The sequence below is a fragment of the Streptomyces sirii genome (assembly GCF_045690365.1).
Classification (GTDB): Bacteria; Actinomycetota; Actinomycetes; order Streptomycetales; family Streptomycetaceae; genus Streptomyces; species Streptomyces sirii.
Map to the genome: position 1 here is coordinate 8526814 of NZ_CP147982.1, position 25929 is coordinate 8552742.

The 25929-nt window shown below is 69.4% G+C and carries 34 protein-coding genes and 1 pseudogene; 23 read left to right on the plus strand and 12 right to left on the minus strand.

From position 1 onward, the window contains the following. Nucleotides 1–86 precede the first annotated feature (86 nt). Both WAB15_RS37970 and WAB15_RS37975 read left to right on the plus strand, forming a co-directional pair. Entirely contained in the window at nt 87–869 is a 783-nt protein-coding gene (locus WAB15_RS37970; protein WP_399148494.1) for an SDR family NAD(P)-dependent oxidoreductase, read from the plus strand. A gap of 174 nt (nt 870–1043) precedes the next feature. Continuing rightward, a complete protein-coding gene (locus WAB15_RS37975) occupies nt 1044–1709 on the plus strand; it encodes a BTAD domain-containing putative transcriptional regulator (protein WP_399148495.1) in 666 nt (221 codons plus the stop codon). Nucleotides 1710–1775: 66 nt separating this feature from the next. Here the strand turns inward: WAB15_RS37975 and WAB15_RS37980 are convergent, their stop codons facing one another. Then, on the minus strand, nt 1776–2756 hold the full coding sequence (locus tag WAB15_RS37980) for a helix-turn-helix transcriptional regulator (RefSeq protein WP_399148496.1): 981 nt from the start codon (nt 2754–2756) through the stop codon (nt 1776–1778). 103 nt (nt 2757–2859) lie between these two features. On the opposite strand from WAB15_RS37980, the gene WAB15_RS37985 reads away from it, so the two are divergent. Then, nucleotides 2860–3435 (plus strand): TIGR03086 family metal-binding protein, encoded by a 576-nt coding sequence (locus tag WAB15_RS37985; RefSeq protein ID WP_399148497.1) that lies wholly within the window; start codon nt 2860–2862, stop codon nt 3433–3435. A 39-nt stretch (nt 3436–3474) separates the two neighbouring features. Next, nucleotides 3475–4464, plus strand: a complete 990-nt coding sequence (locus WAB15_RS37990; protein WP_407289104.1) for a DNA-3-methyladenine glycosylase family protein — start codon at nt 3475–3477, stop codon at nt 4462–4464. Between the two features lie 437 nt (nt 4465–4901). On the opposite strand, the gene WAB15_RS37995 is transcribed toward WAB15_RS37990, so the two are convergent. Next, entirely contained in the window at nt 4902–5561 is a 660-nt protein-coding gene (locus WAB15_RS37995; RefSeq protein WP_407289105.1) for an NADPH-dependent FMN reductase, read from the minus strand. A gap of 179 nt (nt 5562–5740) precedes the next feature. Between WAB15_RS37995 and WAB15_RS38000 the strand changes: the two genes are divergently transcribed. Further along, nucleotides 5741–6730, plus strand: coding sequence for an ornithine cyclodeaminase family protein (locus WAB15_RS38000; RefSeq protein ID WP_407289106.1), 990 nt, complete (start codon nt 5741–5743; stop codon nt 6728–6730). Nucleotides 6731–6843: 113 nt separating this feature from the next. Further along, nucleotides 6844–7509 carry a maltokinase N-terminal cap-like domain-containing protein gene (locus WAB15_RS38005; RefSeq protein ID WP_399148501.1) on the plus strand — a complete coding sequence of 222 codons (666 nt, stop codon included), beginning with the start codon at nt 6844–6846 and terminating at the stop codon, nt 7507–7509. 208 nt (nt 7510–7717) lie between these two features. Here WAB15_RS38005 and WAB15_RS38010 read toward each other — a convergent pair whose 3' ends face one another. Next, the gene (locus WAB15_RS38010) at nt 7718–8122 is read right to left on the minus strand and encodes a MarR family winged helix-turn-helix transcriptional regulator (RefSeq protein WP_407289362.1); all 405 of its coding nucleotides are present in this window, start codon (nt 8120–8122) and stop codon (nt 7718–7720) included. On the opposite strand from WAB15_RS38010, the pseudogene WAB15_RS38015 reads away from it, so the two are divergent. Beyond that, a pseudogene (locus WAB15_RS38015) lies at nt 8105–8240 on the plus strand (alpha/beta fold hydrolase); the annotation flags it as partial. The gene WAB15_RS38010 and the pseudogene WAB15_RS38015 sit on opposite strands and share 18 nt — an antisense overlap. A 150-nt stretch (nt 8241–8390) precedes the next feature. Here the strand turns inward: WAB15_RS38015 and WAB15_RS38020 are convergent. Together WAB15_RS38020 and WAB15_RS38025 are read right to left on the minus strand one after the other, a co-directional pair. After that, nucleotides 8391–8819 (minus strand): hypothetical protein, encoded by a 429-nt coding sequence (locus WAB15_RS38020; protein WP_407289107.1) that lies wholly within the window; start codon nt 8817–8819, stop codon nt 8391–8393. A gap of 225 nt (nt 8820–9044) precedes the next feature. Then, nucleotides 9045–9917 (minus strand): DUF4185 domain-containing protein, encoded by an 873-nt coding sequence (locus WAB15_RS38025; protein WP_407289363.1) that lies wholly within the window; start codon nt 9915–9917, stop codon nt 9045–9047. 451 nt (nt 9918–10368) lie between these two features. Here WAB15_RS38025 and tgmA point away from each other — a divergent pair, with 451 nt between their 5' ends. The 9 genes from tgmA (at nt 10369) to WAB15_RS38070 (ending at nt 17628) form a co-directional block, all read left to right on the plus strand. Continuing rightward, entirely contained in the window at nt 10369–10560 is a 192-nt protein-coding gene (gene tgmA, locus WAB15_RS38030; protein WP_384441964.1) for a putative ATP-grasp-modified RiPP, read from the plus strand. 6 nt (nt 10561–10566) lie between these two features. Beyond that, on the plus strand, nt 10567–11496 hold the full coding sequence (gene tgmB / locus WAB15_RS38035) for an ATP-grasp ribosomal peptide maturase (RefSeq protein ID WP_407289108.1): 930 nt from the start codon (nt 10567–10569) through the stop codon (nt 11494–11496). Between the two features lie 88 nt (nt 11497–11584). Next, complete coding sequence (locus WAB15_RS38040) at nt 11585–12328, plus strand: Clp protease N-terminal domain-containing protein (RefSeq protein ID WP_407289109.1); 744 nt, start codon at nt 11585–11587, stop codon at nt 12326–12328. Nucleotides 12329–12631: 303 nt separating this feature from the next. Further along, nucleotides 12632–13372, plus strand: coding sequence for a hypothetical protein (locus tag WAB15_RS38045; RefSeq protein WP_407289364.1), 741 nt, complete (start codon nt 12632–12634; stop codon nt 13370–13372). Beyond that, nucleotides 13369–14052: a DUF4166 domain-containing protein gene (locus tag WAB15_RS38050; protein ID WP_407289110.1), complete on the plus strand. Its 684-nt coding sequence runs from the start codon at nt 13369–13371 to the stop codon at nt 14050–14052. The genes WAB15_RS38045 and WAB15_RS38050 overlap by 4 nt, the downstream gene beginning before the upstream one ends. Next, nucleotides 14049–14801: a TetR/AcrR family transcriptional regulator gene (locus tag WAB15_RS38055; RefSeq protein ID WP_407289111.1), complete on the plus strand. Its 753-nt coding sequence runs from the start codon at nt 14049–14051 to the stop codon at nt 14799–14801. The genes WAB15_RS38050 and WAB15_RS38055 overlap by 4 nt, the downstream gene beginning before the upstream one ends. 225 nt (nt 14802–15026) lie before the next feature. Further along, nucleotides 15027–16025, plus strand: a complete 999-nt coding sequence (locus tag WAB15_RS38060; protein WP_407289112.1) for a DUF1259 domain-containing protein — start codon at nt 15027–15029, stop codon at nt 16023–16025. Between the two features lie 210 nt (nt 16026–16235). Continuing rightward, a complete protein-coding gene (locus WAB15_RS38065; RefSeq protein WP_407289113.1) occupies nt 16236–17090 on the plus strand; it encodes an acyl-CoA-binding protein in 855 nt (284 codons plus the stop codon). A gap of 64 nt (nt 17091–17154) precedes the next feature. After that, on the plus strand, nt 17155–17628 hold the full coding sequence (locus WAB15_RS38070) for a hypothetical protein (RefSeq protein ID WP_399148510.1): 474 nt from the start codon (nt 17155–17157) through the stop codon (nt 17626–17628). A gap of 50 nt (nt 17629–17678) precedes the next feature. On the opposite strand, the gene WAB15_RS38075 is transcribed toward WAB15_RS38070, so the two are convergent. Beyond that, complete coding sequence (locus WAB15_RS38075) at nt 17679–18065, minus strand: VOC family protein (RefSeq protein WP_407289114.1); 387 nt, start codon at nt 18063–18065, stop codon at nt 17679–17681. 276 nt (nt 18066–18341) lie between these two features. Beyond that, complete coding sequence (locus WAB15_RS38080) at nt 18342–19136, minus strand: NAD(P)H-dependent oxidoreductase (RefSeq protein WP_407289115.1); 795 nt, start codon at nt 19134–19136, stop codon at nt 18342–18344. A gap of 97 nt (nt 19137–19233) precedes the next feature. Here WAB15_RS38080 and WAB15_RS38085 point away from each other — a divergent pair, with 97 nt between their 5' ends. After that, entirely contained in the window at nt 19234–20199 is a 966-nt protein-coding gene (locus WAB15_RS38085; RefSeq protein WP_407289116.1) for a helix-turn-helix transcriptional regulator, read from the plus strand. A gap of 438 nt (nt 20200–20637) precedes the next feature. Further along, nucleotides 20638–21432 carry an alpha/beta fold hydrolase gene (locus WAB15_RS38090; RefSeq protein ID WP_407289117.1) on the plus strand — a complete coding sequence of 265 codons (795 nt, stop codon included), beginning with the start codon at nt 20638–20640 and terminating at the stop codon, nt 21430–21432. A gap of 11 nt (nt 21433–21443) precedes the next feature. Here the strand turns inward: WAB15_RS38090 and WAB15_RS38095 are convergent, their stop codons facing one another. Continuing rightward, nucleotides 21444–21917 carry a hypothetical protein gene (locus tag WAB15_RS38095; RefSeq protein WP_407289118.1) on the minus strand — a complete coding sequence of 158 codons (474 nt, stop codon included), beginning with the start codon at nt 21915–21917 and terminating at the stop codon, nt 21444–21446. Nucleotides 21918–21994: 77 nt separating this feature from the next. Continuing rightward, on the minus strand, nt 21995–22366 hold the full coding sequence (locus tag WAB15_RS38100; RefSeq protein ID WP_407289119.1) for a hypothetical protein: 372 nt from the start codon (nt 22364–22366) through the stop codon (nt 21995–21997). 214 nt (nt 22367–22580) lie between these two features. On the opposite strand from WAB15_RS38100, the gene WAB15_RS38105 reads away from it, so the two are divergent. Both WAB15_RS38105 and WAB15_RS38110 read left to right on the plus strand, forming a co-directional pair. Further along, entirely contained in the window at nt 22581–22973 is a 393-nt protein-coding gene (locus WAB15_RS38105; RefSeq protein WP_407289120.1) for a helix-turn-helix domain-containing protein, read from the plus strand. An 86-nt stretch (nt 22974–23059) separates the two neighbouring features. After that, on the plus strand, nt 23060–23470 hold the full coding sequence (locus tag WAB15_RS38110; RefSeq protein WP_399148518.1) for a VOC family protein: 411 nt from the start codon (nt 23060–23062) through the stop codon (nt 23468–23470). Here WAB15_RS38110 and WAB15_RS38115 read toward each other — a convergent pair whose 3' ends face one another. Then, a complete protein-coding gene (locus tag WAB15_RS38115) occupies nt 23471–23890 on the minus strand; it encodes a tetratricopeptide repeat protein (protein ID WP_407289379.1) in 420 nt (139 codons plus the stop codon). Here WAB15_RS38115 and WAB15_RS38120 point away from each other — a divergent pair. Continuing rightward, on the plus strand, nt 23861–24244 hold the full coding sequence (locus WAB15_RS38120; protein WP_407289365.1) for an FAD-binding oxidoreductase: 384 nt from the start codon (nt 23861–23863) through the stop codon (nt 24242–24244). The genes WAB15_RS38115 and WAB15_RS38120 overlap by 30 nt on opposite strands. A 174-nt stretch (nt 24245–24418) precedes the next feature. Then, nucleotides 24419–24640, plus strand: a complete 222-nt coding sequence (locus tag WAB15_RS38125) for a 2Fe-2S iron-sulfur cluster-binding protein (protein ID WP_407289366.1) — start codon at nt 24419–24421, stop codon at nt 24638–24640. Here the strand turns inward: WAB15_RS38125 and WAB15_RS38130 are convergent. Continuing rightward, nucleotides 24572–24760 carry a hypothetical protein gene (locus WAB15_RS38130; protein WP_399148580.1) on the minus strand — a complete coding sequence of 63 codons (189 nt, stop codon included), beginning with the start codon at nt 24758–24760 and terminating at the stop codon, nt 24572–24574. The genes WAB15_RS38125 and WAB15_RS38130 overlap by 69 nt on opposite strands. A 441-nt stretch (nt 24761–25201) precedes the next feature. After that, nucleotides 25202–25471 (minus strand): hypothetical protein, encoded by a 270-nt coding sequence (locus WAB15_RS38135; RefSeq protein WP_407289121.1) that lies wholly within the window; start codon nt 25469–25471, stop codon nt 25202–25204. On the opposite strand from WAB15_RS38135, the gene WAB15_RS38140 reads away from it, so the two are divergent. Beyond that, entirely contained in the window at nt 25453–25857 is a 405-nt protein-coding gene (locus WAB15_RS38140) for an HAD family hydrolase (protein ID WP_407289122.1), read from the plus strand. The two genes, WAB15_RS38135 and WAB15_RS38140, sit on opposite strands and share 19 nt — an antisense overlap. Nucleotides 25858–25929 lie beyond the last annotated feature (72 nt).

Consider the following 25929-nt stretch of genomic DNA (forward strand, 5'->3'; position numbering starts at 1 on the left):
AGCCCTGCGAGGGAGCTTCGAGCGCCGTGTGGTCTCTCTGGTGCCGACGAATCATTTACGGACATCGCGGAAGGGACGGGACAACCATGAGCGCACAGCACCGCGTGGCACTGGTGACCGGGGCGACCAGCGGCATAGGACTGGAGATCGCCCGGACTCTCGCCGAGGACGGAGCCCGGGTCTTCCTCTGCTCACGCCGACCGGAAGCCGTGGCCGCCACCGTCAAGGAGCTCCAGCAGCACGGATTCGACGTCGACGGCACCGCCTGCGACGTGACCTCGGCCGCCGAGGCCGACCGGCTGGTACGCGCCTGTGTGGACCGCTACGGTCCCGTGGAGATCCTGGTCAACAACGCCGGACGGCCAGGTGGCGGCGCTACGGCGGAGGTAGCCGACGACCTCTGGTACGACGTCATCAACACCAATCTCAACAGCGTATTTCTCGTCACCAAACGCGTACTCACCCTTGGTGGAATGACTGAGGCGGCCTACGGACGCATCATCAACATCGCATCCACCGGCGGTAAACAAGGCGTCGTGCACGCGGCCCCCTACTCGGCATCGAAGCACGGGGTCGTGGGATTCACCAAGGCGCTGGGGCTGGAGCTCGCCAGGACGCCGATCACCGTCAACGCGGTCTGCCCCGGATTCGTGGAAACACCCATGGCGGAACGGGTGCGGGAACACTACGCCGGGGTCTGGGGCGTGGACGAGGCGGAGGCGCATCAGCGCATCACCGGGCGGGTGCCGATCGGCCGCTATGTGGAGCCGTCCGAAGTGGCCGCGATGGTGCGGTACTTGGTCGCTGCCGGCGCCGGCGCGGTCACCGCACAGGCCCTCAACGTGTGCGGGGGGCTGGGAAATTACTGATTCTTGAGCCGGAAAACCGACCGGCGGGGTTAGGCTCCGGCGGACGGTCGAAGTCGTCGCTGAAACCAGACAGCATGGAAGCGGGGGGCCGCTGTGCAGTTCAAGGTATTCGGACAGGTGGAGATATCTCATGAAGCCCAGTCATTGATCGTGGGGAGGTCAAAGGTCGGGCAGATGCTTTCTCTCCTGCTGGCCAGGAACAACGAGACCGTCAGCGTCGACACGCTGATCGCGGAATTGTGGGGAGAGCGTGTTCCGCGGAGCGCTCTCACCACACTCCAGACGTACGTCTACCACGCCCGAAAAACACTGGCGACGGCCCTGCGGCTGCACAACACCGAAAGGATATTGGTCACCCGGCCGTCCGGATATCTCATCGCGGTCGACGACAGTGCCCTGGACGCCTCCCAGTTCGAATGCCTGGTCGCACAGGGCAGCGGATTCCTCGGCAGCGGGGACGTCGAATCGGCGGCCACCCGCATCACCGAGGCGCTCCGGCTCTCCCGCGGCCCGGCGTTCGCGGGCATGCCCATCGGCAAGGTCCTCGACGCGCACGTCACCTACCTGCAGGAGCTGCGCCTCAACGCGGTCGGCATCCGCATCGAGGCCCAGCAGCGCCTCGGCCGGCACCGCGAGCTGGTGCCCGAGCTGCGCACGCTGGTGTCGGAGAACCCGCTCAACGAGGGCTTCCACGCCCAGCTCATCGGCACCCTGCACCACTGCGGACGCCGGGCCGAGGCCCTGCAGGCCTACCAGCGGCTGTGGCGCATCCTCGACGCCGAACTCGGCGTACAGCCCTCGCCGGAGGTGCAGGACCTCTACCAGAAGCTGCTGGTCTGAGCGGTCGCCCGGCCGCCGGCGGCGACACCCCGGCGCGTGCCCGGCGCGCCGGGCACGGCGCGCGCCTCACCCCCGGCCGGCGCCGTCGCCCCCGCCCCCGTACAACCGCGTCACCTCCGCCGCCGCGGCCGTCAGCTCCTCGCGCGCCGAGGCGGGCGTCAGCACCTCCACGTCCGCCCCGAAGACCAACAGCGCACGCGCCGCCCGCACGGCCCGGAAGGCCAGCTCCACCTCCGCCCACCCGTCGCCCCGGTCCACCGGCGGCCCGGCGAGATGCGCCGACTGGATCCGCAGAAACATGTCCAGCCGCTCGCTCCGCACCCGGCAGCGCACCCGCACCTCGTCCGGGACCCGCTCCACCCCGTCCCGCAACGCCGTCCAGACCTCCGCCAGCCCCAGCCCCGGGCGCCGGCGGACCGGTTCCTCCGCGACCGCCGCCGCCTGCACCCGGTCCGCCCGGAACAGTCGCGGCGCACCGTCCCGGTCGGCGACGAGGTACCACACACCGGCCTTGCTCACCAGGCCGTACGGGTCGACGGTGTACTCGCCCGCCTCGGCCTCCCCGCTGCGCCGATAGCGCAGCCGCAGCCGCCGGTCGGTGAACACCGCGCGCTGCAGTTCGCCCAGCTCCACGTCGGAGGAGCGGCCCTGCATCCAGCGCACCGGGTCGACCAGGATCCGCTCACTGGTCCGCTCCGCCACCGGCCGGTGATCCGGGGGCAGCGCCGCCATCACCTTGCGCAACGCGGAGGCGATCGAGCCGCCGAGCCCCAGCGCCTTGTGCGCCCCGTCGGCCGCCAGCACGAACAGCGCCCGAGCCTCGTCGGAGGTCAGCCCCGTCACGTCGGTGCGGTACCCGGGCAGCAGCCGCACCCCGCCGTTGCGCCCCCGCTCGGCCCACACCGGCACCCCGGCGGCCGAGAGCGCCTCGACGTCCCGGTAGATCGTACGGACCGACACCTCCAGCTGGGCGGCGAGTTCCGTCGCCGGGATACCGCCGCGGGCCTGCAGCAGCAACAGGATGGACAGCAGCCGGTCGGCTTTCATACCGCGCAGTTTAAAACCTGACGGGCCCTGTCAGGTATCACCCCGCAAAGTGGTCTCACCGGCCCGCGCACACCGCCCTGGCCCCGTACGAGAGGTGCGTCCCATGAACGCGTTCGACCCCCGCCCCCAGTTCCTCAACGCCATGGACCAGCTGGAGAAGCTGGTGAGCGGCCTCGACCCGGCCCACCTCGGCCGGCCGACCCCCTGCGAGGCGTACGACCTGCGGGCGCTGCTGAGCCACACCGTCGGCGCGCTCCACCGGATCGCCTACATCGGCGAAGGCGGACGCGGCATGGACGTCCCCGCGGCGGCCGGCGAGATCGCGGACACCGACTGGGGCGGCGCGGTCGGCCGGGCCCGGGCTCGCGCGCTCGCCGCCTGGGCGGACGACGACAAGCTCGCCACGGAGTTCGAGGTTCCGTGGGGCGTGGCCGAGGGCCGGATCGCCCTCAGCGGCTATGTGATGGAGACCGTGACCCACACCTGGGACATCGCCCAGGTCATCGCACCTGACGCGAAGCTGGACGAGGACCTGGCCCACATGGCCTTCGGCATCGCGCAGAAGGTCCTGCCGCCCGAGCCGCGCGGCGGCGAGATGCCCTTCGCCGCGGTCCACCCCGTCCCCGAGGACGCCGACATCCACCGCCGCCTGGCCGGCTGGCTCGGCCGCGCGGTCTGATTCCCCCTCCGGGCCGCCACCGAACGAAGCGAGACCGCGATGACCGACACCACATCCCTCGGGGCCGGCGCCTTCGCCACCTCCCCTCCGACCGCCGGCCAGGGGTACGGCCGGACGGTGACCGCACCCGACACCGCAGCGGCATCCGCCACCCGCACCGTCCGGCTGGCGGCCCGGCCCCCCTTCTCCTTCTCCGCCTCCCTCGCCTTCATCGGCGCGTTCCCCGCCATGACCGGACAACAGGGCACGGCGCAGGACACCCTGACGCTGGCCCTGCGCGAGAACGGCACCACCCTGGGCGCCCGCGTGACGGCGGCTTCCGGCGAACCGGCCGTCGACTGCCTCCTGACCGCGGCCGCCCCCATCAGTGACGCCACCGCCCAAGCCGCCGCGGACCGGCTCTCCTTCCACCTGGGCCTTGCCGACGACCTCACCGACTTCTACCGCCTCGCCCGCCTCGACCGGCCGTTCTCCCGCGTCGTGGACCGACTGTACGGCTACCACCAGGTCAAATTCCCCTCACCGCTGGAACTGCTGTGCTGGGCGATCCTCTGCCAGCGCGTCCCCATGCCGGTGGCCAGAAACATGAAGCAGGCCCTGGTCGAAGCGATCGGCAACCGCATCACCGTCGACGGCGAACCCCGCTGGGCCTTCCCCGACGCCGAACAGCTCGCCACCCTCGACGAACCCGCCCTCCAGCACCTCATCGGGAACCAACGCAAGGCCGGCTACCTCTATCGCGCCACCCGCCAGTGGCTCGACCTGGACGAGGCCTTCCTGCGCACCGGCCCGTACGACGAGGTCCGCGACCAGCTCCTGAGCCTGACCGGCATCGGCCCCTGGTCGGCCACGTTCCTCCTGATCCGGGGCCTCGGCCGCACCGAACACCTCACCCCCGACAAGGAGATGATCCGCGCCGCCCAACGCGTATACGGCCGCACCCTCGACGACACCGCCTTCGCCGAACTCACCACCCGCTACGGCCGCCACCAGGGCTACTGGGGCCACTACCTCCGCGTCGGAGGCTGAGGAGAGCCGCTCGGCCTCGGCCTGACCGAGAGTCAGCCCGCAGCCGAGCACCCTGCCGTACACGGATCATCCGTCACAGGACGCAGAGGATGATGAGACTGCACTCGTCTTCGTGGTTGCCGCCGAACGGGCTCCGCTGTTCCCCGCCCTCGTACGAGTGTCCCTCAGCAGGCTTGGAATGGTGGGGCCGAGTGGCCGTCGGCCCGGTGGCGGCGTCCGGGTCGGGGACCGCGGCCGCCGCCGACGCCGCCCCTGTCGCCAGTGCGACACCCAGGGCAGCGGTGGCGGCAAGCGACCGTGAAACGGCCCTTTGCGAGCGATTCATCCGTGTAGTTTTCATAAGATCACCATGAGCGCCCGCTTCTCTCCCTGCGTCCCGAACGCCGCCGACCGGGTGCACCCCCGAAGGCCGGTCCGCGGCGTCGAGGCGGAGCCCGTCAGTCCTCCGCCCGCTGTGTCACCGGCGCCTCCGTGCGGTCGCCCGGGAACTCGTACCACCGGCGCTGTAGGCAGACATAGCGCGCATCGGCCTCGACGAGACGGAGAAAGGCCGTCACCGTCTCCCCGAGGCGCTGCTGCAACCCGGCGTCGGTCAACTGCCCGTCCTCGGTGAATCCCTTGTGGGCCCCGGCAAGGCTGAACATGTCGGGGTAGACCCGGGTACCGAGGTGTTCCAGCGGCACCCGCAGGGCCCACAGCCCCCGATTGCCGCCGATCAGGGACGGGGACGCCGAGACGAGCAGCGCGTGCTTGGTCTTGAACGGCTGCGGCCTCACCCGCGAAACCCAGTCGATCGCGTTCTTCACCACGCCCGGCACGGAGGCGTTGTACTCGGGGGAGGCGAGCACGAAGGCATCGCACCACTCCAGCCGGTCACGCAGTGCCAGGGCGCCGTCCGGCAGCCCGTGTGCCGTCTCCAGGTCACCGTCGTACAGCGGCATGTCGAACTCCCGCATCGCGGCGAGGTCCACGGTGGCACCGGCATCGGTCAGTATCCCCGCGACGAGGGACGCCAGACGGGCGTTGGTCGATTCCTCGCGCAGCGCGGCACCGAAGACGAGCAGGCGCAGCGGGCCGGGGTGGGCGTCCGTGGTCATGGTCTGGGTCCCTTCCGTCACAGGAGCCGTCTCCCTCAACGGCGGCTCGGAGAGCCAGTCTGGCGGCGCAGCCGCGTTCCACCGGTGCGCCGCGCCCCGATGGTCCGTACGGGGCTACGGTCGACTCCGGGGCCAGGCGAATCGCCGGCCGTACGGCTGCCATCAGGAGGTTGAGGCGGATGCTGGTTCTCGGTCGCTCGCAGGTCGAGGCGCTGCTGGACGTGGACACGCTGATCGACGGCCTGGCATCGGCGATGACGGACCTCAGCGCCGGCCGGGCCTCCTCACCGGACCGCGTCGCCGCGCTGGTACCCGAACGGGACGGCTTCCTGGCGGCCATGCCGGGAAGTGTCCCGTCGGCCGGGGTACTCATGAGCAAGCTGGTCTCCGTCTTCCCCCACAACGCCGGCACACCTCTACCGACCCATCAGGCGCTGATCGTCGTCTTCGATCCGGAGACCGGCGAGCCCGTGGCGCTGCTGGACGGTACGGCCATCACCGCGGCACGGACCGCCGCCTGCTCCGCCCTCTCGGCGCGGCTGCTCGCCCGCGAGGACGCCTCGGTGCTGGCGGTCCTGGGGACCGGCGCCCAGGCCCGGTCCCATGCCGAGGCCATGTGCAGGGTCCGCCCGATTCGGCACATCCGCGTAGCGGGCCGTAACGAGACCAAGGCGGCCGCCCTCGCCGAGGAACTCACCGCCGCACTCCGACTTCCCGTCGAGGCGGCACCCACGTACGCGCAGGCCCTCGACGGCGCGGACATCGCCGCCGCGACCACCCACGCCACCGACCCCGTGATCCGCCGCGCCTGGTTGACCCCGGGCGTCCATGTGACCTCGGTGGGCTTCAACCCGGCCGGCCGTGAGATCGACGACGCCACGATCGCCGAGGCCCTGGTGTGCGTGGAAACGCGACAGGCGGCACTGGCGCCCTTCCCCGCAGGCAGCAGCGATCTGCTGAACCCGATCCGCGACGGCGTCATCACCGAAGCGCACGTACACGCCGAACTCGGCGAACTCCTCAACGGCAGCAAACCGGGCCGCTCCTCGCACGACCAGATCACCCTCTACAAGTCCGTCGGCGTAGCGGCCCAGGACGCCGCGGCGGCGGCCCTCGTCGTCGCCGCGGCACGGGAGCAGTCGATCGGGTCCGAGGTGCGGCTGGGCTGAGTCGGCGTGTCCGCGGTCAACGGATCTTGTTCTCCGGAGAACCGCCCTACCGGCGCCGTGCGGATGAAAAGCTGTCGGTGCTCATATCCACCTGACGAAAGAGAAGCTCCGGCATGGCCGTCATCCACCGCACCACCATCAAGCCGACCAAGCTGGAGCTGCTCACCACCTGGCTACCCACCCGCCCGTGGTACCGCGACGGCGCGGGTGAACCGCAGTTGGCCAAGGCCGGCGGCTTCCGGCTGGACGATCCGGAAGGCGAGGTCGGGATCGAGTTCATGGTGGTCACCGACACCTCTGGACCTGAACCGACCACCTACCTCGTGCCGATGACCTATCGCGGTGCCCCGCTCGACGGGGCCGAGCACGCCCTCGTCGGCACGATGGAGCACGGAGTGCTGGGGCAGCGCTGGGTCTACGACGGCTTCCACGACCAGGTGCTGAACACCGAGTTGCTGGCCCTGATAGAGGGGCGGGTCCAGGCCCAGGCCCAAAGCACCACCGACACCCCGAACCTGGACGTCACCCGCTCCTACACCGGCGAAGGCCGCATCGCCACGGGCTCCACGACTGCGACCACCGACAACAATGAGGGCACCGAGCTGACCACGCCGCACGGCGCAACCCTGCACGTACATCGGGTACTTCGGCCGGCCGCAGACGACTCGCCCCTTCCCCCGCAGGGGGCGACCGGTCACGTCGCCGGCGCCTGGGACCTTCCGGACGGCACCCGCGCCCAGGGGCTGTTCGCCACCTTGCGGCCCGGCCCCCAGGCCTAGGTTCTCTCTCCGGCCAGGATCGTAGAGAGCCGGAGCCGGAGCCGGAGCCGGAGCCGGAGCCGGAGCCGGAGCCGGAGCCGGAGCCGGATCGGGAGCGCGGCGGCGGGGAAAGCGCCGAGGCAGACGTATCCGTTCCGTGCTGCCGTAGGTTGATCCCGCCGCCGACCGTTCCGCCGTACCGCTCCGCCGACCGCACGGCGCGCGCAGATCAGTTCACATCGACGTTGTCGAAGAGCCTGAGCATCTCGGTGAGCACCCGCACACAGGCCTCGACGTCGGCGTCCGTCAGATCGCCGCCGACCTGCCGCAGCACCGCACGCTCACGACTGACGGCGCCGGTGATGGCCGCGCTGCCTTCCTCGGTCCGCCGGATCAACGAAGACCGCTGGTGAGCGGGGTTGGGGATGCCCTCGACGAGTTGCTGTGCCGCGGCATCGTTGACCATCCGCTGCACGAACTGCCGGCTCAGCGCCTGCGCCCGGCCCATTTGCGGGACGGTCATGGGCCCGTGTGCACGCAGCAGATCGATGACCTTCTGACGTGTACTCGTTCGAGCTGGCGGACGGCCGACTCGCGTACCGCGACACCGGCACCGGCGGCGCTCCTGCGCCATCTCGACGTCGGCCCGGCGGTGCTCGTAGGGCTGTCGATGGGCGCGGGGCATAGCCGCCGACACCGCGCTGGAACACCCCGACCTGGTGCGTGCGCTGGTCGTCAGCGGCGCGGGGACCAACGACGAGCCGGGAAATCATCACGATCGCCGGCAAGAAGTAGTCCATCCAAGTAGTCCATCCAGCGCGTCTCCCGCCCGGCAGGCGACGACGTGTGACGGAATGTCGTCTGCCGGACGGGAGCGCGTGGATGCGTGGGTGCGTGGGGGCCTAGAGGACGGTGACCGTCTCCTGGCGCGCGTAGCTGAACCCGTCCTCGTCGAAGTAGAAGACCGCGACCTTCACCTTGTCGCCCTTGGCGAAGTGCGAACCGACGGCCGGACGCAGCGAGACCTGCGCGGCGTGGCTGTTGTAGTCGCAGGTGAGCTTGGCGCTCTTGATGGTGCCCGCGGCGATCGACTCGTCGTGGCCGGCCGGGTTGACCTTGGTGGCGTTGGCGACCAACTGGTGGTTCATGCCGGGGTCGCAGGAGTACGTGACGTTCGCCCGGAGGCCGGACGCCTGGAGCGAGACCTTGCCGATGGCCAGGAGATTGGCCTTGGCGACGGCGGACGGCGCGGCGGCCAGCGCACCGGCGCCGACCAGGACGGTGGCTGCGGCGGTTCCGGCCAGACGGCGCCGAAGACGGGATGACTTCATCGAGTTTTCCTTCCCCCCTGTGCGGTCACCTTGGTCCGGTACGGAGGGATACTCCGAGTGTGCGGTGACTGCGACAGTTGTTCGAAGTCGTGCGTATTGGTTGGAGATCTTACGCCATCTCTCCTGATGAGGGGGCGTATGTGTCGCAGTGGGGTGGGACGGTGCACAGGGGGTGGAACGGTGCAGGAGCGGCCCGGTGCGGACCGGCCGCATGCCGGGATCGACTCAGCCGGCCAGGCCTTGGACGCGGAACTGCATCACGTGGTACGACCAGGAGTCCGGCACCTGGTCGTCCGGGTTCTCCCACTGGCTGACCGTGATGTGCAGGTCGTTCAGGGTGGAGCCCGGGATGACATAGCCGCCGTACGGCTGCGCGACGCGGCCGGAGTTCGGGTCGTTCTCCGACCAGTTCGGTACGCCCTGGATCAGGGTGTGACCGGGGCCCGGCGCGCCGTCCGGTACGTCCAGGATGTGCGCCACGATCCGTCCGCCGCCCAGGTCGAGCCCGGTGAACAGCCACTTTCCGCCGATCGGCCGCAGGCACAGCTCGCGGTACTTGCCGGTGAGGACGAACTTGGCCGGGTCGCCCCAGGTGCCCCAACCCGCCTCGGTCCACGGCTCGTACGCCGTGGGGTTGGTGATCTGATCCTCCCGGACCCGGTGCATGATGACCGACTCGGTGCCGTCGAACTTCGTGGACCAGCAGTACACATAGCCGTTGTCGCCCTGCCCCCAGGTGACCATCTGGAAGTGCGGGCTCAGGCCCGGGTCGCCGTCCTTGCCCCAGCGGCAGCCGGTGTGCTCCCAAGTGGCACCGGAGTCGTTGGACTTCCAGATCTCCGTCCACACCACGGTGGGGTACGGCTTCTGGACGGCCACATGCAGATACATGGTGTCGCCGATGGTGAGCACGTCGCCCGGCAGCACCGTGTCGAACTCCGGGTTGCCGTGGTCGTACTGCCACAGCTGCCGGGCCCGGTCACCGCCTGCGCCGCGCCGACGCCGCCGAGCAGCGCGCCCCCAGCGGTCACCGCCCCCGCAGCAGTCCTCAGAAACCTCGCCCGACTCATCGGGCGACCGTTCCCGGTGCCTGCTAATGCGTCGTTTTCACGGTGTCCCATGCTTCCCCCTGTCGCAATTGGTCAGTTCCGGTCACCCTGTCAATCGGGCTATTGCACCGTCAATGCCAAGTTCCTTGGGTGGGAGGGGAGTTGGTGGATTGGCGCGTGAGGGCGGCGCGCGTTCATGAGTCGTCGCTCCGGTTCCGGACGGAACGGGCGGGTCAGGTCGAGGAGAGGGCTGCGGAGCGGCGGGGCCGTGCTGTCCCGCTGATCGGGATGATGCTGTGCGGAGGGAGGTGGTCCGGTTGCGCCCGTCATGCGGCATCTACGTTCTAAGGGTTGCTGCGTCAAGCAGTTCTTCGGATTCGATCGAAACAGGCAACTGTTTGACCGGATGATCGCGTCATCTGTGCAGAGTTGTCTGGTGAAGTCTCCCTGTCTCTGCATCTGCCCGTGGGGGTGGGGCATGGGTTTTATAAGGAGAAGGTATGCGTCCGTTCGCTTTGGGTTACGCCCGTCCGGTGGTGAGGTCGGTGGTTGCCGCTCCGTACGTCTATGACGCTGCGCGGCAGCTCAACGTCCTTCCTGACGGGCGTCCGGCCGCCCGCAATCGGGCGGTGCTGCTGGCGACGGGAACCACTGCCTCCACCGCTGGTTCCAAGACGCACTTCGATGATTGAACGTCCATGACTGTTCTTGTTCTTACCTGTGAGGAGGACTTGACGGCGGACATGGTGGTCGCGGCCCTGCACGACCTCGGTGTTCCGCTTGTCCGCCTCGACCCCGCCGATCTGCCGGGGAGGGTCGCCCTGTCGGCGGACTACGCCGGCGGCGACTTCCGCGGGTATCTGAAGACGGATGAGCGCATGGTGAGCTTGAGCAGCCTGCGGTCCGTGTGGGTTCGCCGGCCCGGCGCACCGGGTGCCCGTGCCGTGGAGCAGTCCGAGTGGCTGTCCGCCGAGTCCGAGCAGGCGTTGTACGGGATGCTCTTCTGCACCCCGGCGCGTTGGATGAACCATCCCGTCGCGGCCGTGCAGGCGCGCTACAAGCCGTGGCAACTGCATATCGCCCAGCAGAGCGGCTTCAGCGTTCCCGCCACGTTGATCACTTCGTTCCCGGTGGTCGCGCGCCAGTTCGCGGCCAAGCACCAGGACCTGGTGGTGAAGTCGGTTTCGGGGCGGCATCCCGGTGACCCTCCGATGGTGTTGCCCACCACCCGCGTCAGTCCCGATGCGGACTTCTCCGCGGTGGAGGCCGGGCCGACGCTGTTTCAGCAGCACATCCGCAAGCGGGCCGATATCCGGCTGACCTGGGTCGGCGGTCGCATTTTCGCCGCCCGCAAGGAAGCCGACGCCGACGAGGTCGACAGCCGCTTCACGGAGCAGGGCGCCTGGAAGCCCGCCGAGGTTCCGGACACCGTTCGCCGGTCGGTCGACTCCTATATGGACGTCACCCAACTCGCCTACGGCGCCTTCGACTTCGCCGTGGACTGCGACGGGGTGTGGTGGTTCCTCGAGTGCAACCAGGGCGGCCAGTTCGGGTTCGTCCAGGTCGACACCGATCAGCCCATCGCCCAGGCCATAGCGGCCTGGCTGGCCGAGGAGCCCGGTAGCTGAGCCCCCGTCGCCGACGCCCGTCCGGGCACCACAATTCACTGTCAACCTCGGGTTGACACCCCTCTGGGTGTCAACCTACGGTTGTCACATGGAGAAGCCAACCCAGACCTCTGTTCCCGTCCGCCTCGACGACCTGATCGAAGCCATCAAGAAGGTCCACACGGACGCCCTCGACCAGCTGACCGATGCCGTGATCGCCGCCGATCACCTCGGCGATGTCGCCGACCACCTGATCGGCCACTTCGTGGACCAGGCCCGGCGCTCCGGCGCCAGCTGGACCGACATCGGCAAGAGCATGGGCGTCACCCGCCAGGCCGCACAGAAGCGGTTCGTACCCAAGGCCCCCGGTGAGACCGATCTCGACCCCAACCAGGGCTTCGGTCGCTACACGCCCCGCGCCAGGAGCGTCGTGGTGGCCGCGCAGAACGCCGCTCACGCGGCGGGGAACAACGAGATCGGCACCGTGCACCTCGTCCTCGGACTGCTCACCGAGCCCGAGGCGCTCGCGGCGAACGTGATCCGTGCCCAGGACGTCGATCTCGACACCCTCCGGCAGACGGCGACGGCGGCGCTGCCCGCGGCCGCGGAGAGCATGCCGGCCCTCATTCCCTTCGACGCCGACGCGAAGAAGGCGCTCGAACTCACCTTCCGCGAAGCCCTGCGCCTGGGCCACAACTACATCGGGACCGAGCACATCCTGCTGGCGCTCCTTGAACACGAGAACGGCACGGGTTTGCTCGCCGACGCCGGCATCGACAAGGCCGCCACGGAGTCCCGCGTCGTCGCGATCCTGGCTGAGTACCTCAAGACGCCGACAACCGAAGAATCCTGACGGGGCGACAGTCCACGGAGTGACAAGCCGCCGCGTGTCCGGACGGGAGGGGACGCGCGCCTGATCGCGTCCGGACGGGATGGCATGGCCGGCCATCGCGTCCGGACGCACCGCTCATCGGTCAGCTCGGGAAGATCTCAAGAAGGCGCCTCGACGGGCCCGAAAAGCAGTCTCCTCGATCGACGCATGATGCCCCGTCACCCCCTGTTGAGCGACCGCTCAAGCGCCTGCTAACTTCACCTTGAGCAGTCGCTCAAATGGCGATGCGCCAGGAGCAGGTCGATGAGTGAGGACGGGGCGTTCATGAAGCTCTACGTGGAGACGCATATCCGCGCCGACATGGAGACGATCTGGGAACGGACCCAGGTCCCCGCTCATCACCAACGCTGGGACCTGCGCTTCACGGAGATCGACTACCTGCCGCGTGCCCCCGGCGAACCCCAGCGCTTCCGGTACGCGACCCGGGTGCTGCCCTTCCTGACCGTCGCCGGCACCGGCATATCGGCGGGGGAGCGACATCGGAGCGGCGGTGAGCGCGTCTCGGCCCTCCGATTCGCCTCGCCCCAGCGCCTCTCGCTCCTCGCCGAGGGCAGTGGCTACTGGAGGTATGTGCCCACCACCGACGGCGTGCGGTTCCTCACCGGCTACGACTACCGGCCGCGTTGGGGCCACTTCGGTGCCACCGCCGACCGGATCGTGTTCCGGCCGCTGATGGGCTGGGCGACCGCCTGGTCCTTCGACCGGCTGCGGCTGTGGTGCGAGCGCGGCATCAGCCCGGCCCGGTCACTCGCGTATGCGATCGCCGAGCTGACGGCCCGTGCCCTGGCCGTGGCAACGGCCATCGTCTGCACGGCGATGATGTGGGCGGTCCAGCCCTCCTACCTGCCGGAGATGAGCGCCGCCGCGTACCTCACGCTCACGCTCGCCGTCGTCGCGCTCCTCGCGCCGCCCTCGCCCCGGACCCCGGCCGCCCGCCGCTGCCGCCGCACTCCACCCGCGCCTACCGCGGCGCCCGGCCTACTCGCCACCTTGGAGCACGCATGACCTCGATCTTCCAACGTGTCATGGGCGACCGCGCCTTCAACCGGCTCCACCCGCAACTACGGCGGCGCTTCTCCGTAGGACTCGAAAGCGGCGAGGCCTGCACCGGCCGTGGTGTGATGGACCGGATCTGGCACGGCCCCGCCTTCGTCAAGCCGTTTCTCGCACTCGGCGCCAGCCGCAACATCCTCGTCCCGCGCACCGGCACCGACACCCCCTTCACCATCGAGAACGTCCCCTACGTCGACTCCCACGGTCGCGAGACCGTCACCTTCGTCCGCACGTTCGCGCTGCCCGGCGGGCCACGCCGCTTCGACGCCACCATGGTCCACAGCCCCGAGCGCGACTGCGTGCTGGATTACCTCGGCACCCACCAGCACCTCGCCACCGACCTGCACCCCACGGCCGAGCCGGACGGCTCGCTCCTCATCCGGTCCGGTGAACACCGCTTCCGCGAAGGGCCGTTGGACCTCCGCGTACCGGCGCTGATCGGCGGTGAAGCGGAGGTACGGGAGTCCTTCGACGACTCCACCGGCCGCTTCCGAATCCGGGTACGGGTGACCAACCGCTACTTCGGCCCACTGTTCGGCTACGAGGGGTCGTTCACCGCCGAATACTCCGACGTGGACGCGTGCGGAGTGCGCGCCGGCCTGCGTCCCGTACGCGAGGAGGAGCGGGCATGAGCCGGGACACCAGGACCCAGAGTGCCGAGGCGGATACCACCAAGGCAGGGGACGCCAAGTCCCCGGATATCAAGGCCGCAGACACCAGGGCCGCAGACACCAAGGCCGCAGACACCAAGGCCCCGGCCACCAAGGAGAAGCTCCTGGAGGGCGCGCTTCGCACGCTCGCCGAACAGGGCATCGCCAAGACCTCCGCCCGCTCCATCGCGGCGGCGGCCGGCGTCAACCAGGCCTTGGTCTTCTATCACTTCGGCTCGGTCGACGAACTGCTCGCCGCCGCCTGCCGCCATGGAGCCGAGCAGCGCGTCGCGCGCTACCGTGCCCGGCTTGCGAAGATCGGCAGCCTCGCGGAGCTCCTCGCCTTCGGCCGCGAGATGCACATCGAGGAGCGGGCGGCCGGCCAGGTCGCCTTCCTCGGACAGCTGCTGGCAGCCGCCCAGACCCAGCCGCGTCTCGCGCCCGCCACCGCTGCCGGCCTGCAGCTGTGGATCGACGAGATCGAGAAGGTCCTGGCCAGGGTCCTGGACGGCTCGCCGATCGCCGAGTTCACGGACATCCCGGGACTCGCCCGCGCCGTGGCGGCCTCGTTCGTCGGTCTCGAACTCTACGAAGGTGTCGACGAACGCGGTGCGACGCTCGCCCTCGATGCGCTCGAACAACTCGCCGTACTGGCCGCCGCCCTCGACGAGCTCGGTCCGCTCGCCCAGCGTGTGGTACGGCACCGCCTGCGCTCGACCACGCGGCCATGAGCGAGGGGCGGGTGGGCCCCGCGACCCGGTCCCGGTCCCGCCCCGGCTTCGACCGCGCCGCGCCGTGGCAGCACGCGGCGTGGCGCGGACAGCGTGCGCCCACCGCGTGCCGCCCGCACCGGGACCGGGGGCTGATTGCTTAGCCCATGTGGCCTCAAGCGATGCGGGTGACGGCCTTGATGCCGGTCCGCCGTGCTTCCATCTCGTCATGGAGGTGCTCACGTGATGGCTGGATCCCCACAGCAGGACGACTACCCGCACGCGGGTGCGCCGCGGCGGCGCGTGCTGGCCGCGGCCGCCCTGGCCCCGATGTTGGCCGGGGCGTCGGCCCCCGCTCGGGCCATGGCCGCCGGGACGGCCGGGGGAAAGAACGGCAGGTTGGTCAAACCGGTCCCCACTGCCGTATCGGGCTGGGAAGCCGTGGCCAACGTGCTGGGCCGCCCGGGCGATATGAAGCGCAACATGATGTACCACACGGCCTTCCCGCGCCGGGACCTCCTCGTCCGCTCCCGCGGCGTCATCGTCAGGCCGGCGCTGGCCCTCGGCTCGCATGTGTCCTTCGTCCGCTACGCCGACGAGAGCACGATGATGATGGGCGATCTGGTGGTCGCCGAGTCCGAACTGCAGCCCTTCATCGATGCCTTGACCGAGCACGAGATCGGGCTGACCGCGATCCACAAGCACCTGCTCTCCCAGAGGCCCGACATCTGGTGGGTGCACGTCCACGCGCATGGCCACCACCCCGTGACCCTGGCCCGCGGCCTTCGGGCGGCGCTCGACCGCACCGCCACACCGCCCCCGCTGGCATCGGCCCCGCCACAGCCTCTCGACCTGGACACCGCCGCCATCGATGCCACGCTGGGCGCGAAGGGCTCCATCGACGACGGCATCTACAAGTCCGTCTTCGTCCGCCGCGAGACCATCAGCGACGGTCGCCGGGTACTGCCCCCGGGGTTGGGATCGACCACCGCGTTCAACTTCCAGCCGCTGGGCGGTGGTTACGCCGCGCTCAGCGGTGACTGCGCCATGATCGCCAAGGAGGTCCAGGACGTCCTGGCGGCCCTGCGGCGGGCCGGGGCCGAGCTCGTGGAGCTGCACAACCACGGCTTGACGGACAAACCCCGCCTGTTCTTCGTCCACTTCTGGCTCGTCGGTGACGGTGTCAGGATCGCCCGTGCCCTGCGCCCCGCGGTGGCAGCGACCAACGTGGCGCCGGCCGGCTGACCAGGTGCGGGCAACTGCCGCCCGTGCAGGGACGGGGCGAGCAGGCCGCCCGGGCCGTCGGTCGCCGGCGTCTGGTCCCCTGCCCCTTCGCCTCATGCCATCGCCTCATGCCATGAGCGGCCTTCGGTCGAAGCCATCGCCCCCGTGCCCCGTCCGTCCTTGGCCGAGTACGTTGGTCGGCCAGCGGACGTTCGCCGACGGGGGAATGCCATGAGCAACGAGGATCGGGCCGGCAGCGTGCACAACCGGGCCGAGGGCGGGCACCACCACACGATCATCCAGGCGGGGGAGATCGCCCGCCTGGAGGTCCACGGAGCGGCAGCTGCCCGTGATGTGCGCAGCGATATCGAGGACCCGATCATCGCCACGGTTGATCTGCCGAGCCTGGGAGGCCTGGTGGTGGATGCCGACCCGCCAACGGCCGTCATGAAGAGCGGCGCGAGCCACGTGATCACCCTGGAGGCACGGCCCGCCCGTGCAGTGGTGCTGCGCGCGATGCGCCCCGTGGTGCTGTCCCGTCGGCTTCCCCGGCCGCTCCGCCGAGGATACGACGCCCTCCAAATGCGGCCTCGTGGCTTCACCGTCGACCTCGACGCCGACCCGCCACGGCTGAGCAGCACGGAGGACGGGGTCGATTTCCCCTTCACGATCAGCGCCACGGACATCGAGCAGTTCCGCCTGCTGCCCTCCGCCCGTCGAGAGGAGGTCTGCTGGCAACTCGAACTCGACTGGACCTGTGCCGGCCACCGGGGCACCACGGTCATCAGCGACAACGGGAAACCCTTCGAACTCTATCCGCAGGAGCACTGGCACAAGATGTCGCTGCAGGACGAGTTCGAGCAGACGCACGCCAAGGCGGCGGCGCTCCACACGACCCCGGGCCGCTTCCAGTCGGCGCTCTACGGCCTGTACATGCAGGCCACCATCGGGGACGTACAAGGCGAGTGCCCGGAGGATCCCGGTGCCAAGAGGCTGTGGCAGAGCTGGCACGAGCTCAAGGGCAGCTCCAAGGCCAGCGCCCAGCACGACTACATCCTCTGGGTCGGCGTCGCACTGAAGAACTGAGCCGCGTGGGCTGCGACCTGGGCTGTCACCTGGATTGTCAGAGGCATCCGCTAGCTTGCGGACCATGGGAAACTCAGGCGGATCATTGACGACGCGGTCGACCGGCGAACTGCATCAGCTCATGCGGGCAGCCGGGTTCACGGGCATGGACGACGCGGAGGCGTTGGCGGACGGCTGGCAGGTGACCGACTTCGCCGACGCCGGACCGCGGAGCATGGCGACCCTCGTACAGAGAACGGGGACGCCGGCCATCGCGGTGTCCTTCCTCGACAGCGACGTGGGGTTCATCGAGGCCGCCATGCCGGACGGCACCAGCTGGGAGGGGCTGCTCAATCGCGATATGGCGGAGGACTACGAGATACCCCTGGACCAGTTCCCGATCGAACCCGCCGTGGCCGGCGCGCTCGCCTGGGCGGCGGCCGCCGGGCTGACGCCCGATGAGGAAGCCGTTCGACAGGCGCTCACCGGGTCGGCCCAGTTCGCGGAGGAGCTCTCCTCAGCCCTCTTGGTCGCTCTGGGCCTGCCCGGCGCCGCCTAGCCTGCTTCAAGCCTGGACCGTGACCTGAGGCTCGGTTCACCTCTCGCAGCTCACTGTGCCCGTGCCCGTGCCCGCTCGGCCGCGCTGCGTTCCACACAGAACTCGTTGCCCTCGGGATCGGCCATGGTCACCCAACCCGTCCCGTCCGGGTTGCGGTGATCGCCGACCACGGTCGCGCCCAGGGCGAGGATCCGCTCCACTTCCTCATCGCGCGAACGGTCCTGCGGCTGCAGATCGACATGCAGCCGGTTCTTCACGGTCTTGGCTTCCGGAACCGTGATGAACAGGAGGTTCGAGCCGGGTGCCGTGACCACCGCCTCGGGGTCGCCGGGGAAGTCGTCGTCAGCGAGGGAGCCGTCCAGGACCGCGGCCCAGAACTGCCCCAAGCGGTAGGCGTCGGAGCAGTCGATGGTGAGGTGTCGCACAACAGAGGCCATGCGGCGCACTATCGGCCAGGCAGGCGGAGTCTGTCCAGCGCAATTTCCGCAGGGCAGGCACCGCGCGCCGGGCGGTATGCATGGCGCGCTCGGCCTCGTTCGTGCAGGCACATCGTGCCTGGTGGAAGCCGTCGGGTCGGCCGCCTCGCCTCCCCACCCGAGCCGAGCGTCGTACGGCAGGGAGGTGAGGCGGCCAGCGACCACTGGCCAGACCAGTGGCTAGTGACCAGTGACCATGACCAGTGGCCACTGACCACTGACCACTGACCCCGGGCCTCAGGCAGTTGGGCGGACGTGCAGGGCGAGTCCGCTCGTCCCCGACGTCTCCACATCCGGCAACAGCCGCATCTCATGGTCGTAGTCGCCGCCGACGAGTGAGCGGAACGGGACCGGATCGTCGGTGAAGAGCCCGTCGAGCCGTTGGCCGTACTCCCGCTTCGCCGCCTCGAACCGTTCCTCCGGCAGGTCGACGGTGCTGTACACGGCGAACGGGTCGAGCGGCGTCATGCCCGTGAACCAGAACAGGCCGTGCTGCACCGGGTGCAGGACGTCCGACAGCCGCCCGTGGATGCCCCGGTCGGAGAACGCCGACTCACGGGCGCCGATCGTCACCGACACCAGCGCCCGCCGCCCTCCCAGCGCGCCTTCGCTGTAGGGCGGGGGGACCGCCGGGCCGTGTGCGAACCCGTTGGTGAACACCCGGTCGATCCAGCCCTTGAGTATCGCGGGCACGGAGAACCACCACATCGGGAACTGCAGGACCACCGCGTCCGACCAGCGCACCTTCTCCTGCTCGGCCGCGATGTCGGGCGACAGGCGACCTGCCAGCGTGGCCTGCTCATGGGCGGCCAGCACATCCAGCCGGTGGTCCGCGCTGTGGTCGGGGAAGTCGTCGGCGTCCACCGCCGACTTCCACTTCATCGCGTAGAGGTCGGACACCCGCACCTCGTGGCCTGCCGCTCGCAGGTGCTCGACCGCGAAGGCGGCCAGCGCGGCGTTGAGCGAACGGGGTTCCGGGTGGGCGGTGACGACGAGGATCTTCTTGCGCTGCTGCGGTGTTGCTTCGGTCATGCCCGTACGTTCTCCCGGGCGGGGCCGGGTAGCCAGCACCCTGGTCAACGGCGGAACGGCGATCCTGGTACTGCGAGGGCCACGCATACTTGGGCGCATGAACAGCCCGCACCACATCGAGCGCCCGGACGGCATGGACAGCCGCAGTGAAGACGGCACCCCGAACAGCGAGGGAACCGACCGCATCGACGGGGTCGAGGGGATCGACCGCATTGATGGGATCGGCGAGACCCGCAAGGCACTGGGCGGCTTTCTGCGCGCCCGCCGGGGGCGCGTGGCGCCGGAGCAGGTCGGCCTCGTCGGCGGCCGTCGCCGGCGGGTGCACGGGCTGCGGCGCGAGGAATTGGCCCAGCTCGCCGGGATCAGCGTGGACTACTACGTGCGCCTCGAACAGGGCCGGGCCACCCAGCCGTCCCCCGAGGTGCTCGACGCGCTCGCCGGGGCGCTCGGTCTCGACACGGCCGAGCGCCGACACCTCGCCACCCTGGCCGGCGCGCGGCGCGACCCCGCACCCAGGGCCCGGGTCAGCCCGCTGCTGCAGCGGCTCCTGGACGGCCTGGCCCACTTCCCGGCCTTCGTGACGAACCACCGTCTCGACGTGGTGGCCTGGAACCGCCTGGGCGTCGAATTGATCGGCGGCCCGGCCGCCCCCGGCCGCCGCGACCGGAACAACGCCCGGTACCTCTTCCTCGACCCCGCGGCCCGGACCGTCCACCCCGAGTGGGAGGACCGGGCAAGGGAGGCGGTGGGGCAGCTGCAGGTGTCCGCAGGGCGCTACCCCGGTGATGCGGAACTGACCGCGCTCATCACCGAACTGTCCGCACACAGCGCCGAGTTCCGCCGGATCTGGGCAACCGGCGAGGTCGTGATGTGCGCGGCGGGACGCAAGCGGCTGCGGCATCCGGAGGCCGGACTGCTCACCCTGGACTACGAGACGCTGCACGTGCCGGCCGTGCCGGGCGAGATGGGCCTGGTCGTGCACGTGTTCAGCGCCGAGGAGGGCAGCCGGGAGGCGGCCTCCCTCGCCCGACTGGCGATGGCCGTACCTACCGGGGGCGGCTGACCCGCCGGTCCCGGGCGACCACTACGCCCCCTCCCGGGCGACCATCACGTCCCCTCTCGGACGACCGCCACGGTCCGGTCCGGGTGGCCCGCCATCGTGCGGTCGGCCCGCGACCGCACACCGAGAATCAGGGCATTTGTCCCGTTATTTCCCCATCACTCGCCTTGCTCCTTGCTCCTGGTTCCTCACTCCTCACCCCTCACTCCTCACCCCTCATTCCTCGACTTGATCATTCCGTCGGCGATCCCTGCCCAGCATGACGCGAGTCGTCATCGCAAGGGGGTGCAGGTGTGACATCGGGCTGGTGACGGAAGCCTTGACGGCTACTGACTCGGAAGTAACTATTCCGCTTACGGTTCGACATTGTCGACCGCAGTTCGGGTAGTGGTCCCGTCCGAGAAAGGTCTCACCATGCGTCTGCGCTCCCGCCTCCGGTTTGTGACCGCTGCTACGGCGGCGGTGGCCCTCGGCTTCATGGGCTTGACCGCCACCGCTCATGCCGACGTGACCGACGTCCCCCCGGCCGGCGCCAACGACTGGTCGTGCAAGCCCAGCTCGACACACCCGAAGCCGGTTGTCCTGGTCAACGGGACGTTCAAGACCATGGCCGAGAACTGGGCCACGCTCTCACCGGACCTCGCGAGTGCCGGCTACTGCGTGTTCGCCTTCAATTACGGGCATGCCGCCACCGACCCCATCCCCGACTCGGCGTCCGAGTTGCGTGACTTCGTGAACGCCGTACTGGGATCCACCGGCGCGAAGAAGGTCGACCTCGTCGGCCACAGCCAGGGCGGGATGATGCCGCGCTACTACATCAAGTTCCTCGGTGGTGCGACCAAGGTGGACGACCTCGTCGGCATCGTGCCGTCCAACCACGGCACCTCGAACCCGTTGGCCCTCGTCGCCGGAGCCACCGTCTGTCCGGCCTGTGTGGACCAGACCACCGGCTCCGATCTGCTCAAGAAGCTCAACGCCGACCCCGAGGCGCCCGCAGGCCCCGACTACACGCAGCTCGCCACCCGATACGACGAGGTCGTGCTCCCCTACACCAGCGCGTTCCTGAGCGGCCCGGCAGATCGTGTCACCAACGTCCTCCTGCAGGACAAGTGCCCGCTCGACACGACCGAGCACGACCAGGCCACCAAGGACCCGGTCGTCGCCCAGTGGGTGAAGCACGCCCTGGACCGGCAGGGCCCGGCCGACCCTGGCTTCCAGCCCCACTGCGTCGGCTGAGCGCAGCCGACTCAGACCGTGGACTGACGTACCCGGCCGTTCCCGTCCGTGCCTCCGTCGTGGCCCCTCAGGCCGACGAACAGCGCCCAGAACAGGAGCGCGGCCGTCACTGGACCGCCCACCCAGATGACGAGACCCGCGCCGATGTTCGCGCCGATCACCCCGGCGGTGAGCACCCGCCAGCCCGCGCCGACGATCAGTCCGGCCACGATCAGGGGCAGGATCACCATCCACCGGCCGCGGTCGAAGGTGTCGCTGCGCGAGGCGTACGCCAGCAGTGCTGCGGTCACGACCGTCAGCACCAGGGAAATGACACCGAGGGAAGTCTCCAGGCTCGCTGCGAGAGGCAGTGGCTGGACGGCGTAGTCGAGTTCGGACGGCGAGTAGCCGGCTGCGTCCTGCCGCCCGATCAGACCCCATGTGGCAACCGGCACGGCCGCCACTAAGACTGCGGAGGCCGCGGTGTGCAGTTTGTGCATTTTCATGCGTGCATGGTGCCCGCACCGCGTCGGACGAGTCATGAGTACGCGTACCCAGATCCGGCGCACTGGATCCGCCGTGCCTAGATCCGCCGTGCCTGGATCCGTCGAGCCATGGCGTCACCGGTTGCGGTACCAGGCGTGCCGGAGAGGAGTTCCTTGCCTCCCGGGTACCTCAGGTCGACTCGGATCGACCGCTCGAAGAGGAAGTCCACCTGGACCAGCCGGGCGGCCTCGGCCAGCCGTCCTGACAGTTGCGACGCGAACAGAGGCTCGTTCGGCACACCAAATCGCGTGTAGCGGTCGTCGTACTCCTCGTCCCAGGCGAAGAGGTAGGGCCCTCGGCCCAAGGAGACGGCGCAGTGCGTTTCGGGGCACTCCTCGGGATCGTCGTGGCAGACCCAGTCGAACCACTCAGGGTGCTGTGACCTCGCCTGCGCGGTCGCAGCGTCCATGGTCGACTCCTGGGCATGGGCCGCAGTCGGGACGGGCCCGAAAGCGGAAGAGAACATGCCCACCCGGCCGGCCAAGTCCACTGCCCACCAATGGAACTGGAGGCCCCAGCAGGGGTGCACGAAGGGGCTCGATTCTGTCACGGAGCCCAGCCTAAGGCGGCAGACTCGCACGTCATCTGCCATGGGTGGTGGGGGGCCGTGGTGTGATGGCGCTGTGAGCCGCGCCGTAGAAGAGACCAATCGCCGCATGCTTCGGGCACGGGACGCGATGGACCGTGCCTACGCGCAGCCGCTGGACGTCCCGGCCCTGGCCCGGATCGCCCATGTGTCGGAGGCGCACTTCACGCGTACCTTTCGGGCCACGTTCGGTGAGACGCCGCATCGCTATCTGCAGCGCCGCCGAGTCGAGCGTGCGATGTTCCTGCTGCGGGAGACCGACCGCAGCGTGACGGACATCTGCTTCGACGTCGGCTTCGGCAGCCCGGGGACCTTCAGCCGAACGTTCCGCGACATCGTCGGCCGGTCGCCGCGGGAGTACCGGAAAGCGGCGACGGCCACGGGTGTGCCGACGTGCTTCACGATGGCGTGGACGCGGCCGAGCGTGTGACCTCCCGCTCGGACCTCACCGTCCGTGCCGCGCAGTGAGCAGTTTTGGATAAGTTTTCGCCGGGTGTGCCCAGTAGCGTGATGCACATGTTCAACGCGATCACACATTCTGCGATGTACGTTCTCGACCAGGACGAAGCCCTGGACTTCTACGTCGGCAAGCTTGGCCTGGAGGTCAACACGGACGTCGACCTCGGCTTCATGCGCTGGCTGACCGTCAACGTTCCCGGCCACCCGGAGCGCCAGATCCTGCTGGAGAGGCCGGGCCCGCCGGCCATGTCCGAGGAGACGGCGGAGCAGGTCCGCGAGCTGGTGACCAAGGGCGCGATGGGCGGCTGGCTCATCTTCACCACGGACGACTGCCGCTCGACGTACGAGACGCTGCTGGGCAAGGGCGTCGAGTTCACCGAGGAACCCACCGAGCGCCCGTACGGAATCGACTGCGGCCTGCGCGACCCCTTCGGCAACCGGATCCGCTTCACCCAGCCGAAGGCCTAGTCATGTGACGTTCGCGCCCGGTGCGGAGACGAGGGCGGCCAGGCTCCGGCGGGCGGCGGTCAGAGTCGGGTGGTGTGCGGTGACGGCCGGCTCCAGTACGGCGATGGCCTGTGTGTGCAGCCGTATGGCCTCGTTCGTGTCGCCGCGGGTGCGGTGGATCAGCGCGAGATTGTGCAGGGTCCGGCTGCATGCGGACCGCCGTATCGCACGGGCCCCCGGCGGCTCGGGCGGCCACGCGCACCGCACCCGCCCGCTTCCCCGGCCGCCCGCGGATTCCACCGACTGAAAGTCACCGACGTATGGCAGGAGGCCCCCGGCACCGTCTCCGTCGGCTTCGCCGTCCCCGTCGAGCTGACCGCCGCGTTCCGCTTCCGGCCGGGCCAGCACGTCCTGCTGCGTGCCGTGTTCGACGGTGCCCAAGCCCTGCGCGTGTACTCCATCTGCAGTGGGATCGTCGACGGGAAACTGCGGATCGCTGTCAAGCAGCAGCCCGGTGGCAAGGTGTCCACCTGGATCAACACCCGCCTGCGGGCCGGAGACCAGGTCGAGGTCTCCGGCCCGCGCGGCCGGTTCACCACGGACCTCGACCCCTCCCGCAGCCGGCATGTGCTCGCGGTCGCCGCCGGAAGCGGCATCACGCCTGTGATGTCCATCGTCAAGAGCGTGCTCGCCGTCGAGCCGCACAGCCGCTGCACCCTCTTCTACGGCAGCCGCGACAGCGCATCGACGATCTTCCGCAGCCAGCTCGCCACTTCTGGCGTGCACTTACGGTGAGCGTCTGCGCGTCGTGCATGTCCACAGCAGCGGCAGCTCCCCGGACCCGATGCTGTGGGGAAGGCTGTCGGACGCCGAGCTTCGCGAACTCGCCGAGGCGACGGACCTCGCCCAAGACCTGAGCGAAGCGTTCGTGTGCGGGGGACCTCTAGGGTGCACGTGATCGACCGCGGTGTGCAGACGACCATCACGGTCCCCGTACCGCGGAGCGTCCTCGACGCCTCACTGCGCGCCGGCGTGGACCTGCCGCACTCCTGCCGCGAGGGCATCTGTGGGATGTGCAGAGCGAAGCTGACCAAGGGCCCGGTACGCCCTCACGCAGGCGAGTTAGTGGTGCTCTTCCAGGATGAAGGCGTCCTTGCCGATCATCATGACCTCGCCCGGCTGCATCTGTAGTACGCCGTTCCCCTCCTGACGTACGCCGATGCCCTTGGGCGCGCTGGCGTTGCTGAAAAGGACCACGAACAGTGCCAGCACGAGCGTGGTCGCCGCCATGATGTCCGTCTTGTGTGGCAACGTGTGCCCCCCGATTCCTTGCCTTGACGTCGCGATGACCCTAGTGGATCTCGGCGCCCCGACTGGCACAGGGGCGTGCTCCCACGGTCGAGCCCAGTGCCCCCGAGCCGGCCTCAGGGGGTGCCCGGCGTCGGGCACCCAATGCCCGTACCGGTTACCGGTTACCAGTGCGGGCTGTTCCGGTAGTCGCACGGCTCCGGTGGAGACCAGGTGTTTCTCAAGTAGTAGGCGGGCTGGCCGGGGTGAGTGGTCAGGTGTGCCGTTGTTTCTTGTCGGGGTTGATTTCCCCTTGTTTGATCGGGCTTTGATGGCGTGATGTGAGGGTGGGCGATGGAAAGGAGTGGTGATGACCGCTGTTATTGCGCCTGTTCGAGGTGTCGTTGGATTGATTTTTCGGGCGGGGTCGGTTGATGGGGTGCGGGGACGGGCGGGGCGGGGTGCCTACCGAACTCCTTCGGCGTCGATGAGACCCTTACCACCTTCAAGACCTTGTTCGGCTTCTGCGACTTCTTTCTCGCAGCGGTCGGCTACAGCACCGAGGAACATCAGTGCCTGCGGCAAAAGGCATGAGACCTGCTGCGTCTCGGACTTCCCCGTCTCCAAGGCAATCGCCTCTTCTGCCTGCGTCTCGCCGGCTACGGGAAGGGGACGGTGGCAGGCATCGGACGCGCCTGGTTCGAGAGCCGGCTCGAATGCGGCGGTCTCTTCCACATCGACGTCCTCAAGGCCCTGACACCCACCGCTCACAGGGCCTTGCCACCGTGTTGGTTTCCGGGTCGTTCACCGTCTGCCTCGGTCCCATCGCCGACCATGTCGGCGCCGACCGCATCCTGTGCACCGACCTGGAAGTCACGGACGGCCGCTTCACCGGCGAAGTCCTCACCACCATGTTCGGCCCGGCCAAGGCCGAACTCGCACGCACCCTGCTCACCACACACAACCGGCCGCCCGTCGACTGCTACGCCTACGGCGACCGCACCTGCGACCTGGAACTGCTGAATCTGGTCGGCCACCCCGTCGCCGTCGGCGACAACTTCGAACTCCTCGCCGAATCCACCCAGCCCCACTGGCACCACCTGGCAGGCACCACCACCTGACACCCCACCCGGCGACCACCGCCCGGCCCGGCTACGCCTACGCCGGCGCCAGGGCCTGGGCCTGTGCCACGG